A 14102-nucleotide genomic window follows, 5' to 3' on the forward strand; every position below is an offset into this window, starting at 1 on the left:
AAAAAAAGCACGTAATCTGCCGCTACATGCTTTCTATCTTATAAGAAACCCACGACATACCTCTCGATAGCTCTCCACAAACGAAACGTTTGTGACAGTTCTGCACTTATTAAATGCAGACCCAGCAAGCGTGCATGGTGGACACGACTTACTTCGGCAACCATTCCTTTCTCATTCCTTCATCAATGCCACTACATCTCCTGAAATGATACTCTTAATGATTGCAACCTCTACCTCACCGAGATACGAATGAGGATTTAAATATTAAATTAACGTCTTTAAGAGTAACAAATGAATTTTTATACGTCAATGGATATAGTAATAATCAGATTATAGAGAAGAGTTTGTGATTAGGAATGAATAATTATTTGATATAAAAAGAAGCCGATCTAAACTAGATCAGCTTCTACATATAAAATTAAACTAAGTTTAATACTGTTACTTTTTCACGTGTCATAGACTCAAGGCTCTTACGAATACCTTGTGCGCCCATACCTGAACCTTTTACACCAATGAATGGGAAGTGGTCAGGGCCGCGCTCTGTGCGTCCGTTAATTTGAACAGAACCAGTTTCGATTTTGTTAGCAATTGCAAATGCTTTGTTAATGTCTTTTGTGAAGACACTTGCTTGCAGACCGAACTCTGATTTGTTAGCAATCTCAATTGCTTGCTCATCTGAAGAAACACGGATGATTGGAAGGATTGGGCCGAATGGCTCTTCCCAAGCAACTTTCATTTCTTCTGTTACGTGGTCGATTAATGTTGGGTAAATTAAGTTACGCTCACGTTTGTTACCGATAACGATTGTAGCACCTTTTTCAACAGCATCGTCAACTAAGCCTTGAACGAAGTCAGCAGACTTGTCGTCGATTAATGGAACGATTGTGCTGTCTTGTTCTGGAGATCCAACTGATAGTTCAGCTACTTGCGCTTTTAATAAGCTAACAAGCTCGTCGGCTACGTTTTCGTGTACAAGTACACGTTTAATAGCTGTACAACGTTGACCAGAGTAAGAGAATGCACCGCTTACGATATGGTTTGCAGCATCTTGTAAGTCAGCATCTTCACGAACGATACCAGGATCTTTACCACCAAGTTCTAATACAAGTGGAATCATTGAAGCTTTTTTCGCTAAATGTTTACCTGTGTTCGTACCGCCTGTGAACGATACCATATTGATGCCTTCGTGTTCTACTAAGTAGTCACCAATGACAGAACCGCGTCCTGTAGCTACGTTTACAAGACCTTTTGGAAGGCCAGCTTTATGAAGTGCTTCAACCATTTTAATACCACTAATTGCACCTTGAGTTGCTGGTTTGAAAATAACAGCATTACCCATAATTAATGCTGGTGCAAGTTTTGCAGCAGATAAGTTTACTGGGTAGTTAAATGGTGCGATTGCTAATACAACACCAAGTGGTGCGCGTTGGATAATCGCAAGTTTAGATTTCGTTCCGCCAGGGAAGCTATCGCCCATCATGCTTTCTCCGTGCATATGTAAAGCTTCTTCGATCGTGTAACGAATGAAGTCAGCTGTACGAACAACTTCTTTCTTCGCATCTTTATAGCCTTTACCGACTTCTTTCATAATGATATCGGCAATTTCATCCTGCATATTTACGAGCTCATCAGCCCATTTATATAAGTATTTTGCGCGATCTTGTAGGGAAGCTTCAGCCCATGATTTTTGAGCTTCTTTTGCAGATGCAATTGCTTCATCTACTTCTCCGCGAGTAATTGCTTGTACTTGTCCAATTACTTCGTGTAAGTATGGAGATGGAATTTCGATTGTTTCTCCTGAAGAGCTTTCTCTCCATTCTCCGTTTAAATAAAATTTGTACGTATTGCTAGTTGTCATGATTAGTCCTCCTAAAATAGCAACTTGTAAGAGTGAGTATAAGGTGATTGTAGGGGGTTTGATAACATTTTTCAAATGAAATGTTTGTGAAAACGATTTCTTATTCTTTTTTTATTTTGTATGCCCTTTCTTACGGAATATTCTCTTATTTCAAAATGATGTAGCGTATATTTTTATTCAGTTTGTAAAAAAATAATTGACAGAATACTCAATAAAGTTGTAAGATTATAAATGGAAAATAAATGAAAGGGGTGTGCGTAATGATTGTAATCGTAAATGTAATGGGCTTAGCTCTGTTAAATGGCAGAAAACATTCATATCATTACGCAACCCGTGCGGATATATAAGGCATTCTCTGTCTTATAAGAAGCGTACGTTGCGTATATCGTAACGTACGCTTTTTATGCATTTTTGTGCATATCGTCAAGCGGCGGTATGCTTTTTTTTGTTTATTTTTCCTTGTATGGTTACGATGAAAATTTTGGAAGGTGGAAAAATGTGATGAGATTGTATGGGTTACGAAATGTAAATGTGATGGGTCTGGATAGTGGATAAAGAAGTGAGAGTTAAACGAGAACGAGAAGGGAGAGGTTACATTGTTATCAGTATTACTAAAGCTAAAATGGTTTTTTAAAGAGCATTGGAAGAGATATAGTATCGCTATTGGAGCTCTTTTAATTGTAAATATAGTTGAAGTCATTCCCCCGAAAGTGTTAGGGGTTACGATAGATAATATAAAAACAGGAACGTTAACGAATGAGGAGATTATGCAATTTATTCTCATTTTAATAGGGGTTACGGTAATTGGATATGGTCTTACTTTCGTTTGGCAACACCAGCTGTTTGGGGGAGCATTCGTACTGGAGAAAACGATGCGCTCTAAATTTATGGGGCATTTACTTAAAATGACACCGACGTTTTATCATAAAAATCGTACGGGTGATTTAATGGCGAGAGCGACAAATGATTTAAAAGCAATTGCTATGACAGCTGGTTTCGGTATATTAACGCTCGTGGATTCGAGTTTATATATGCTTACGATTGTCTTTATGATGGGATTTACAATTAGTTGGGAGCTTACAGTTGCGGCGCTTATACCGCTTCCGATTATGGCGTATGCGATGAACATATATGGAAAGAAATTGCATGAGAGATTTACAGTCGCGCAAGATGCGTTCGGAGATATGAATGATAAAGTACTTGAATCGATTGCTGGTGTGCGTGTTATTCGTGCATACGTACAAGAGAATGCAGACGAGGAAAGATTTCATCATTTAGGAGATGACGTCTACGAAAAAAATATGAAGGTAGCAAGAATTGATGCATTATTCCAACCAACTGTGAAAATGCTTGTCGGTCTTAGTTATTTAATCGGCTTAGTGTACGGTGCATACCTTGTGTTCCAGTCAAAGGTGACGCTTGGTGAACTCGTTTCTTTTAACGTGTATTTAGGGATGATGATTTGGCCGATGTTTGCAATTGGTGAATTAATCAATGTTATGCAAAGAGGAAATGCTTCGCTTGACCGTGTGAATGAAACGTTAGCGTATGAGCCAGATGTAAAGAATCCAAAACATCCAAAGCTTGTGCAAGATCCGGATTATATTCAGTTTGATGATGTGTCTTTCTCATACCCTTCATCAACTGAAGAAAATTTAAAAAAGGTTTCTTTCACATTAAAGCAAGGAGAAACGCTAGGGGTTGTCGGAAAAACAGGAAGCGGGAAAACGACGCTTGTACGTCAGCTTCTTCGTCAATATCCGCTTGGAGATGGAGATATTGCGGTCTCTGATGTGACATTAGATAAAATAACGAATGAAAATGTACTCGGATGGATTGGGTATGTACCTCAGGAACATATTTTGTTCTCAAAAACAGCGAGAGAAAATATTTTATTCGGAAATAGGGAAGCGACGGAAGAAGAACTTGAGAAAGCAATTGAAATTGCTGCGTTTAAAAAAGACTTAGAGTTTTTACCAGAAGGATTAGAAACGCTCGTTGGAGAGAAAGGTGTTTCTTTATCAGGAGGGCAAAAACAAAGGATCTCGATTGCGCGAGCTGTTATTCAAAATCCAGAAATTTTAATTTTGGACGATTCTTTATCAGCTGTAGATGCTCGTACGGAAGCAGCGATCATTGAAAATATAAGAACAGAAAGAAGCGGAAAGACGACGATTATTACGACGCACCGTTTATCTGCAGTGCAACATGCGGATTGGATTCTCGTTATGGATGAGGGGCAAGTAATGGAAGAAGGTACACATGCTCAGCTTATCCAGAGCGGAGGCTGGTATGCTGAGCAGTTTGAAAGACAACAAGGTGAAAGTGAAAGTGCGGATAGTGGGGTGAAAATATGAGCGTTTCAAAACGATTGTTTCAATATGCGATGAAAGTGAAGGGGACGATTTTTGCAGCGATGCTAATGTTATTTATTTTCGTCATTGCAGAGCTTGCTGGTCCTTTCGTCGCTAAAACGATGATTGATGATCATATCGTCGGGATAGAGAAACCTTGGTATGAAACAGAAAAGAGTGAAGAAGCTGTTTCATATAATGGCGCTTTTTATAAGCGAAGTGATCGCTTTGAACAAGGCGAGACAAAAGGTAAAGAAGTACGTGTGATGCAAGTCGGTTTTCAATATTATTTTGTACCGAATAAAGTGAGTATTGAAGGGTCACGTACTGTAAAAGGTGATATGATTACCGTTCAAAATGGTAAGGCGGTGCAAGTGTATAAAGCGAAGGCATTAACGAAAGAAGAAGTGTTTGCATTTTATAAACCAGAAATAAACCGTCTATTATTACTTGGTGGTGGCTATTTCGCTTTATTAGTAGTCGTATCATTATTTGCATACGGAAAGCAGTTCTTCTTGCAGAAGGCAGCGAACAAAATTATTCAAATTATGAGGGAAGATGTGTTTTCTCATATTCAAACGTTGCCGATTCGTTATTTCGATCATTTACCGGCAGGGAAAATTGTTTCGCGTGTGACGAATGATACAGAGGCCATTCGTGATTTATATGTAACTGTACTTGCAACATTCGTTTCTAGTATCATTTATATTATTGGGATATTCGCTGCGCTATTTTTATTAGATGTGAAGCTCGCTTCATTATGTTTATTAATTATCCCAATTTTAATTGTTTGGGCGATTCTTTATAGAAAATATGCGTCTGTATATAATCATAAAATGCGTTCACGTTTATCCGATATTAACGGAACAGTGAATGAATCCATTCAAGGGATGCCAATTATTCAAGCGTTCCGTCAAGAGCGTGAAACGAAAAAAGAATTTGAAGAATTAAACGGCGATTATTTTAAGTATCAAAATAAAATTTTAAATTTAAATGCAGCAACTTCGCATAACTTAGTAGCTGTATTAAGAAATATCGCTTTCACAGGAGTGATTTGGTATTTCGGCGGTGCGTCATTAAGTGCTACAGGTATTATTTCACTTGGGGTACTGTATGCGTTCGTCGATTATTTAACACGATTATTCTCGCCAATTACGAATATGGTGAACCAGCTTGCAAACTTAGAGCAAGCGCGCGTTGCATCAGAACGTGTCTTTGAATTGTTAGAGGAAAAAGGAGAAGCGGTAGAAGAAGAACGTATGCCTCGTTTAAAAGGAAATGTAAAATTTGATAATGTATCATTTTCTTATAATGGAAAAGATGAAGTGTTAAAAAATATTTCTTTTGAAGCGAAACAAGGCGAGACAGTGGCACTTGTCGGTCATACTGGATCAGGAAAAAGTTCTATCATGAATGTACTCTTTCAATTTTATGAGTTTGAAAAAGGAAAGCTTACGATTGATGGTCATGATGTAAGAGAAATGCCGAAACAAGCAACTCGTGAGCATATGGGAATCGTACTGCAAGACCCGTTTCTTTTTAGCGGGACGGTCGCTTCCAACGTAAGCTTAGAAAACGAAAAAATTTCAAAAGAGCGCATTGTAAAGGCGCTACGTGATGTTGGTGCTGAAAGATTTGCAAACAATATAAATGAAGAAATTACAGAAAAGGGAAGTACGCTTTCCACTGGAGAACGTCAGCTTATTTCGTTTGCTAGGGCGCTTGCTTTTGATCCAGCTATCTTAATACTAGATGAAGCAACGTCTAGTATTGATACAGAAACAGAGGCGATGATTCAACAAGCACTAGAAGTTGTGAAAAAAGGAAGAACGACGTTTATTATCGCTCACCGCCTTTCAACAATTAAAAGCGCAGATCAAATTATTGTGCTCGATAGAGGGACGATTTTGGAAAAAGGGTCTCATGATGAACTCATGAAAAAGCGTGGGCGTTATTATGATATGTATAAAACGCAAATGGAAGGCAATCAGAGTGCTTAATAGGTATGGAGGAGAACTTGTGATTTTCACAAGTTCTTTTTTATTGATGAACATGTCGACTCTTTAGCGAATTACGACAGTTAAATAAGAAGTATTGTTTTACCTTTTTCTTTATAAATGCTATATTAAAAAATGTTACTTATTTTTTGTATGTGGCGTTATTTTTCCCTTTTGTTTGATTATGAAGAAAAAGGATAAACTAAATAAGAACATTTTCATTGAAAAATTGTTCAAGATTGCATACAATCAATATAGTTTTTAAATTCCTATCAGAATACTTGGAGGATTACAATCATGAAGAAATTATTTTCAGTGCTTGCAGTAACTACATTAGCGATCGGGATTGTAGCCGGCTGCGGTAAAGAAGAGAAAAAAGATACAGCTAGTCAAGACGCGTTACAAAAGATTAAACAAAGCGGTGAACTTGTAATTGGTACAGAAGGTACATACCCACCATTTACGTTCCACGATTCAAGCAATAAATTAACTGGATTCGATGTTGAATTAGCAGAAGAAGTTGCAAAACGTTTAGGTGTAAAACCTGTATTTAAAGAAACACAATGGGATAGCTTACTTGCTGGTCTTGATGCAAAACGTTTCGATATGGTTGCAAACGAAGTTGGTATTCGTGAAGATCGTCAAAAGAAATACGATTTCTCTAAGCCATACGTTTCATCTTCAGCGGCATTAGTTATTGCAAAAGATAAAGATAAGCCTGCTACATTTGCTGATGTAAAAGGACTAAAAGGAGCACAATCTTTAACGAGTAACTATGCAGATATCGCTAAGAAAAATGGTGCGGAAATTATTGGTGTAGAAGGATTTAGCCAAGCAGCAGAATTATTAGCTTCAGGACGCGTTGACTTCACAATCAATGATAAGTTATCAGTACTAAACTACTTAGAAACGAAAAAAGATGCGAAAATTAAAATTGTAGATACTGAAAAAGAAGCTTCAGAAAGTGGATTCTTATTCCGTAAAGGTAGCACTAAGCTTGTACAAGAAGTAGATAAAGCGTTAGAAGATATGAAAAAAGACGGTACGTATGACAAAATAACGAAAAAATGGTTCGGTGAAAATGTATCTAAGTAGTGCATTGGTTTCAGATCGATTGTCTACTTGGATAGATATTATGCAGTCTTCCTTCATGCCTATGCTGAAGGAAGCTGTTTTTACGACAATTCCATTAACGCTTATTACATTTATTATCGGGATTATACTGGCAACGTTAACAGCGCTCGCACGTATTTCTGGTAGTCGTATTTTACAATGGATTGCTCGTATCTATGTATCTATCATTCGCGGAACGCCACTTCTTGTACAGTTATTTATTATTTTCTATGGTCTTCCAACTCTTAATATTGAAGTTGAGCCATATACAGCAGCAGTTGTTGGATTTTCATTAAATGTCGGTGCATATGCATCTGAAATTATTCGTGCTTCTATCCTTTCCATTCCGAAAGGGCAGTGGGAAGCAGCTTACACAATTGGGATGACATATCCACAAGCATTAAAACGTGTTATTTTACCACAAGCAACGCGCGTATCAATTCCACCGCTTTCGAATACATTTATTAGCTTAGTGAAGGATACTTCATTAGCATCATTAATTTTAGTAACAGAAATGTTCCGAAAAGCGCAGGAGATTGCGGCGATGAACTACGAGTTTTTAATTGTTTATTTTGAAGCAGGTCTTATTTATTGGGTTATTTGTTTCTTATTATCAATCGTACAACAGATGTTAGAGAAGCGTTCAGAACGCTACACATTAAAATAATCCTTTTACAAAAGGAGTTTTTGTTTTTATGATTTCAATTCAGCACTTACAAAAAAGTTTCGGAGATAATACCGTACTAAAGCATATAGATTTAACAGTTGAGAAAGGCGAGGTTGTTGTTATTATTGGACCGTCTGGATCTGGTAAAACGACATTCTTACGTTGTCTTAACGTACTAGAAACACCAAACGCCGGTAGCATTCGCATCGGCAATAAAGAGCTTAATTTTGCTCAAAAAGTATCGAAGAAAGATATTGTAAATCTTCGTACGCAAACAGGTATGGTATTCCAGCACCATAACTTATTCCCTCATTTGACAGCACTTCAAAACGTAATGGAAGGACTCATTACAGTGAAAAAAGTAGGGAAAGAAGAAGCGAAGAAAAAAGCAAACTACTTCCTTGAAAAAGTTGGTTTAGCAGATAAAGTGGATTTATATCCATTTCAATTATCAGGCGGACAACAACAGCGTGTTGGAATTGCGCGCGCGCTTGCGATGGAGCCGGAAGTGTTACTATTTGATGAGCCGACGTCAGCACTTGATCCTGAACTTGTTCAAGAAGTTCTGAAAGTAATGAAAGAACTTGCTAAAGAAGGTATGACGATGGTCATTGTAACGCACGAAATGCGTTTTGCACATCAAATTGCGAACCGTGTTATTTTCATGGATGGCGGTGTCGTTGTTGAACAAGGTACACCAGAAGATGTATTTACAAATCCAAAAGAAGAACGTACGAAGAAGTTTTTACAAATGTTGCAATAAATTAAGGAAGGTCTCAAGGCATATGCCTTGAGACCTTTTTGCCATATATATTTATTTGTGGAATCCGCCAAGGCTTTGCTCAGCCATTGCAACTAGACGTTTTGTAATTTCTCCACCAACTGAACCGTTAGCGCGAGCCGTAGAATCTGCTCCTAATTGTACACCAAATTCTTGAGCGATTTCGTACTTCATTTGATCGATTGCAGCTGTTGCACCTGGTACTACTAATTGATTTGAAGAATTTTGGTTTGCCATAGGAATATATCCTCCTTAGAGTTATAAAAGTTTTTTTGGTTGGACTAGCTGGAGTTGAACCAGATTATCGCCCCGGTTGGCGCTAATCCATCGGTAATTAAGTTTGTACTCATAGTATGGATGTTACCTAGAAAGATATACAAAATAATAATTTGTAAATTTTGTCAAAAAAACTTATTGATTTCGTAAATTATGAAATAAGAGTAATCGTTGTATTTTTAAGAAAACAGGCCAAACTAAGGAGGATATTAAATATAATTTTCTCATTGTAGCCTGCTACTTGTAGGCTAATCATTAGCTTCTTATTTATGATTTATTGAAATGAAATCGGTAGCAACTTCATAGTTCTATTTTTAAGTAGGGATGGAGTGACCGCTCCTATGCATGGGTAGGTGCTCTCTTCAATCTAAAAAAGAGAGGCTTTAAACGATAACGTATGGAGGAATCATGATGGGGATTTGCCCGCTTTGCAACGCATTAGAATCACAAACATATTCTTGTCAAAATTGCCAAAGTATACTTCAAGATTATGGGAAGTCTGTAGATTACATAGACGATTATAGTGCCTATATGGATCAAGAATTATTAAGTGCAGTAGATGGTTTAACGCATAATAATTCAAATGAATATTGCAATCATATTTTTTATTGCGGAGTATGTAACGTGGAAACAGAGGTTGTAGTAAAACTTGTGTAAATAGAAAACTTCCACCTTATTATCTAGGTGGAAGTTTTTGTTTTTGTATTTGTGAGTGAATCATAGGGGAAGGGATATGTTCGGTATTTGATGAAGCCCCTGATTTTATTTGAGACATTTTTTCTTTTGTATCACGTAAAGAATGTTCAGTTAAGTAGACGGCATATTCGTAAAATAACTGGCGCGTCATTTCACTTTGCTCTTTTAATTTTTCATCTTGGAATACAGTTCGCCCAGGTTTAGAGTTGGCTTCAAAGAGCCACGGATTTTCCTTTGTGTCTAAACCGATATCAAAACCGATTTCTCCAATATTTCCGGTTACTTGTTCATCGAGCGCGTAACTTATTTGTAAGGCAGTATGTTTTAATTTGTTTTCAATTTGAACTTGTTTCGTTGAATCTGGAAAAAGCTCTTGTAGCAATTTTGTATCACCGCCGCTATTTACGTGCGTTGTTAAACTGCCTTTGCCGGCGATTTTGGCGACGATTGCACTAACTATCCAATTACCGAAATGATTTTTATTTGTATGAATGCGGAAATCAACAGGTTGCCCATCGAAGCGAAGTAACGAAATACCTTGCTGTACGATAAACTTTTTTAAATCATGTCCCTTTAATACGTGGTTTAGAAGAGTTTCTAATGATTGATACTTTCTCAGTTTATTTTCTTCATTTTCGCGATAACGACAGTAGTAGCAATTCTCTGTTTGAGAATAAAACATTTGATGAATATTTCTACCAAAGCTCCCGTGTATTGGTTTCATGTACACAGATTTATACGTGCCAAGAAACCGTTCTACTTGTTCAAAATGCTGAAATGCTTCTGTGTTTGGTAATAAGGGTCTAATTGATTCGTCTTTCATAAGAAGTTGATGAACTTCCCATTTATTGAAAAAACCTGGGTTAAACCATGGAATGGAGTAGTCTTGTTCTAACTTTCTTTTTGCTCTGACGATTGGTTTATAATTTTCAGCTTGTCGATTCGGTAATCGATCGTAAATGACATTTGGTAAAGGGACCCTTTTCTTTATCCATTGTTTCTCTTGAAAGAAATATCCTTCAATCGTTTCTTCTTCCCAGTTTATATGTTGAACGCCAAAGACGAATACGAACGGTCGTAATGAGAATGGTGGTGTTAACAACTCACTGAGAGCAATTGAACGATTTCCTAAAGGGTTAGAAGAATCATCGTTAAAGCCAGTTGTAAAAATGCCGATTAATGGTCCGAAAATAATTGTTTGGTTTTGTGTGAATGCATGAATAGTAGTGGATTGAGGTAGTAAAAGTTTTTCGGCAATATGTTTTCCGATAATAATTTCGCGAGTAAAGGAATAATGAATTTTCACCTCTTCACTTGCAATGTGACGTATACCGAAGGAGAGGGATGTAATAGGTGGCGTAATAGAAAAAACGTAAGGTAAAGTAATGCTATTTGGATGTTCATCTGAAATGTTTAATGTATATATATGTTCTTTCAAAATAGGTTTACCTCCTTTCATTATGGTGTAAAGCGACTGAATTTAAGTGGTCCGTGAAATATCTTTTCAGCTAATGAATCACTATGACGAATGTATTGTTCGTAAGGGGGAATCGTGTTGACATACATAAGCCAAATTGCGCCTTTTTGATCCATAATTGTGGAAAGTTCTAGTTCAAATAACGAAGAATAAGACTGATCTAGTGTTTGGAATACTTCATTTATAATGTCGTGTAAAGCATCTTGCAATAGTTGCACACCCGTACTAGATAGTACGTATTTAATTTTTGAAAATGAATGTAATGAATCATCGTCTGTTGCTGAGGGTAAAAGCTGATTAGGAAATGAGCTTTTTTGTATAAATTGACCGATAACATTCCAAGTTTGTTCTTTGTTTTTTTGCAAAATGGTTCGAATGTGGAGTGGATATGTTAATTGATTTGGTGGTTGTAGCATAGTGTGTGCTATGTAACGTGATGAAGGTATGTTAGATTTACACCAAGATATAAATTCGTCTGTCCGTTTTAATGGAAGAGAAGTATGGTATTTTTCATTTACTGTATCGATATGAAACGTTTTATTTTTGTAAGCAATTCGATATAAGTTATCCTTTGAATGTGTATTAGTGGGGCGTATAATAATATCTTTAGTTTTTAACAACAGTTTAAAAATGTTTTGTATCGTTGCCACTTCAAATTTTGGTATATAAGGAGACAGTTTTTTATTAGTGAGAAATAAATCATGTAGTTCACTTAAATTGATAAGTGTGTTATTTAAAAAGGTAGTAGAAGGACGATTGTGCAAAGAGTGAATAATTGATTTTGCTTTTTCAAAGTCTGTTTCCTCGTGAAAAGAATAACGATCATATATATAAGAAGGAATAGGGAATGTTTGCTCTTTCCATTTTCCTGTATCTGTATCGTAAATAAGACCAGAAACAAGGTCTGTTTTAGGATCAATACAAAATGGCGTAAACTGGGCAACGACATTATGATAAAGCCGAGCGCGTTTAGCGATTTCGGTGTAATACGTTTGTTCGTAATGAAGTTTAGAAGCTAAAAGACCGAGAACCAACGAAATCACTCCTTTACTACTATTTGCATAATAGGCGAAGCTATATATTGCAAATACGTTTTTATACCATTATACTTTTGTCCGTATGATGATATGCTATAGTTTTGGAGAAGTGAAAGGTTGATTGTAATGAATATATGGTTAAATATGTTAACGACGACAGGACTCGGAGCAATTATTGGGGGATATACGAATCATTTAGCGATAAAAATGTTATTTCGTCCTCATCGCCCTATTTATATCGGGAAGTTTCAAGTTCCATTTACACCAGGATTAATTCCGAAACGTCGTGATGAACTTGCTGTTCAATTAGGGAAAATGGTCGTAGAACATTTGTTAACACCGGAAGGAATCGGAAAAAAGCTAACAAATGAAGAGTTTCAAAAAGGTTTAATCCACTGGGCGCAAGTGGAAGTGGATAAAGTAATTAAGAATGAACAATCACTGCGACATATGTTAGAAAAATGGAATGTAGCGCATGTAGAAGAAGAAGTGACTCAAAAAATTGAACATGTGATTACAGAAAAAATACAGGCATTTTTAGCTGAGTATTATACATATACATGGGAACAGGCTTTACCTCATTCTGTAAATGAAAAAGTAGAGAATGCGATTCCGAATGTCTCGGCGTTTATTTTAGAGCGAGGAATTAGCTTTTTTGAAAGTGAAGAAGGGAAAGGCCGTCTTTCAAAAATGATTGATGATTTCTTTGCTTCTCGCGGAACGCTACTTAACTTAGTCGGAATGTTTTTAGGAAATGTAAGTGTAGTGGATCGTGTGCAGCCAGAAGTTATTAAGTTTTTAGGGCAAGATGGTACAAAGCAGCTTTTAACTGACGTACTGCAAAAAGAGTGGGAAAAGTTAAAAGGAAGAGATGTAAAAGAATTAGAATCGTTTGTAGAGAAAGAAATGATTGTAAGCTCCGTGTTGTCAGCAGTTAAAGTAGAGGAAACAGTGAGTAAGTTTTTAAATCAATCTGTTCAGCAAGTATGTGAGCCAGTTCGAGAAACAATTATTGAAAAAGTGGTTCCAAGCACAGTAACGAAAGGCTTGAAGTGGGGAACAGAAAACGTAGAGAGTATACTAAACAATCTACATCTTGCGGAAATTGTCCAGCAAGAAGTGTCTACATTCTCAACAGAAAGATTAGAAGACTTAGTTCTGTCTATTACGAAAAATGAATTGAAAATGATTACGTATTTAGGAGCATTATTAGGTGGAATAATCGGACTCGTACAAGGATTGTTACTATTGTTTCTTAGATAATAAGGTGAGTACATAGAAATAAAAGTGAAATTTCTTCACATCTCTTGCATAGTTTGATATGGTAAGAAGAGGTGCGTATGTAAATGCACTGAAAAGGCAGTGCGTATGAAAAGCGCTAGCCTTCTAAAGGAGGAAAAATAAAATGACAAAGAACATTCATGATGTTGCATATGAATTACAAAAAGCAATCGCTGAAAACGAAGACTTCAAAACTTTAAAAGAGAGCTACGCAGCAGTTCAAGCCGATGCGGCTTCAAAGAACTTATTTGATGAGTTCCGTACAATGCAACTTAGCCTACAACAAAAAATGATGCAAGGCCAAGAAATCACTGAAGAAGACAACCAACAAGCACAAGAAGTTGTAGCTCGCATTCAACAAGATGCTAAAATTACAAAATTAATGGAAACTGAGCAACGCCTAAACGTTGTAATCGGTGACGTTAACAAAATTATCATGAAGCCACTTGAAGAATTATATAGCGCGCAACAACAAGCGTAATAGTGGAAGACGCTCCTAGTTTAGGAGCGTCTTTTTTGTTTAGGGAATTTAATAGTTATACCACAAAAACTCCCTTTCAAAATA

The 14102-nt window shown here is 36.7% G+C and carries 12 protein-coding genes and 1 riboswitch; of the genes, 8 read left to right on the plus strand and 4 right to left on the minus strand.

What is annotated here, in order from left to right:
- Positions 1 to 59: 59 nt before the first annotated feature.
- Positions 60 to 241, minus strand: a riboswitch (Lysine riboswitch).
- Positions 242 to 418: 177 nt separating this feature from the next.
- The gene (gene gapN, locus AC0ONG_RS02890) at positions 419 to 1858 is read right to left on the minus strand and encodes an NADP-dependent glyceraldehyde-3-phosphate dehydrogenase (protein ID WP_000213634.1); all 1440 of its coding nucleotides are present in this window, start codon (positions 1856 to 1858) and stop codon (positions 419 to 421) included.
- A 596-nt stretch (positions 1859 to 2454) separates the two neighbouring features.
- On the opposite strand from gapN, the gene AC0ONG_RS02895 reads away from it, so the two are divergent.
- The 5 genes from AC0ONG_RS02895 (at position 2455) to AC0ONG_RS02915 (ending at position 8752) form a co-directional block, all read left to right on the plus strand.
- Entirely contained in the window at positions 2455 to 4215 is a 1761-nt protein-coding gene (locus tag AC0ONG_RS02895) for an ABC transporter ATP-binding protein (RefSeq protein ID WP_086398161.1), read from the plus strand.
- Entirely contained in the window at positions 4212 to 6212 is a 2001-nt protein-coding gene (locus AC0ONG_RS02900; protein WP_016078062.1) for an ABC transporter ATP-binding protein, read from the plus strand. The genes AC0ONG_RS02895 and AC0ONG_RS02900 overlap by 4 nt, the downstream gene beginning before the upstream one ends.
- Positions 6213 to 6506: 294 nt before the next feature.
- Positions 6507 to 7304: an amino acid ABC transporter substrate-binding protein gene (locus AC0ONG_RS02905; protein ID WP_000732844.1), complete on the plus strand. Its 798-nt coding sequence runs from the start codon at positions 6507 to 6509 to the stop codon at positions 7302 to 7304.
- A complete protein-coding gene (locus AC0ONG_RS02910; protein WP_000281496.1) occupies positions 7291 to 7989 on the plus strand; it encodes an amino acid ABC transporter permease in 699 nt (232 codons plus the stop codon). The genes AC0ONG_RS02905 and AC0ONG_RS02910 overlap by 14 nt, the downstream gene beginning before the upstream one ends.
- A gap of 28 nt (positions 7990 to 8017) precedes the next feature.
- Positions 8018 to 8752: an amino acid ABC transporter ATP-binding protein gene (locus AC0ONG_RS02915; protein WP_000623613.1), complete on the plus strand. Its 735-nt coding sequence runs from the start codon at positions 8018 to 8020 to the stop codon at positions 8750 to 8752.
- Between the two features lie 51 nt (positions 8753 to 8803).
- On the opposite strand, the gene sasP is transcribed toward AC0ONG_RS02915, so the two are convergent.
- Positions 8804 to 9007 (minus strand): small acid-soluble spore protein, SasP family, encoded by a 204-nt coding sequence (gene sasP / locus AC0ONG_RS02920; protein WP_000013338.1) that lies wholly within the window; start codon positions 9005 to 9007, stop codon positions 8804 to 8806.
- A 450-nt stretch (positions 9008 to 9457) separates the two neighbouring features.
- Here sasP and AC0ONG_RS02925 point away from each other — a divergent pair, with 450 nt between their 5' ends.
- Positions 9458 to 9703: a hypothetical protein gene (locus AC0ONG_RS02925; protein ID WP_000510474.1), complete on the plus strand. Its 246-nt coding sequence runs from the start codon at positions 9458 to 9460 to the stop codon at positions 9701 to 9703.
- 19 nt (positions 9704 to 9722) lie between these two features.
- On the opposite strand, the gene AC0ONG_RS02930 is transcribed toward AC0ONG_RS02925, so the two are convergent.
- Together AC0ONG_RS02930 and AC0ONG_RS02935 are read right to left on the minus strand one after the other, a co-directional pair.
- Entirely contained in the window at positions 9723 to 11180 is a 1458-nt protein-coding gene (locus tag AC0ONG_RS02930; RefSeq protein ID WP_000658100.1) for a YheC/YheD family endospore coat-associated protein, read from the minus strand.
- A gap of 20 nt (positions 11181 to 11200) precedes the next feature.
- On the minus strand, positions 11201 to 12253 hold the full coding sequence (locus AC0ONG_RS02935) for a YheC/YheD family endospore coat-associated protein (RefSeq protein WP_074790659.1): 1053 nt from the start codon (positions 12251 to 12253) through the stop codon (positions 11201 to 11203).
- A gap of 129 nt (positions 12254 to 12382) precedes the next feature.
- Between AC0ONG_RS02935 and AC0ONG_RS02940 the strand changes: the two genes are divergently transcribed.
- On the plus strand, positions 12383 to 13519 hold the full coding sequence (locus AC0ONG_RS02940) for a DUF445 domain-containing protein (RefSeq protein WP_003281617.1): 1137 nt from the start codon (positions 12383 to 12385) through the stop codon (positions 13517 to 13519).
- 142 nt (positions 13520 to 13661) lie between these two features.
- Positions 13662 to 14018 carry a YlbF/YmcA family competence regulator gene (locus AC0ONG_RS02945; RefSeq protein WP_000164612.1) on the plus strand — a complete coding sequence of 119 codons (357 nt, stop codon included), beginning with the start codon at positions 13662 to 13664 and terminating at the stop codon, positions 14016 to 14018.
- Positions 14019 to 14102 lie beyond the last annotated feature (84 nt).

Source organism: Bacillus sp. TCT6, assembly GCF_056033845.1.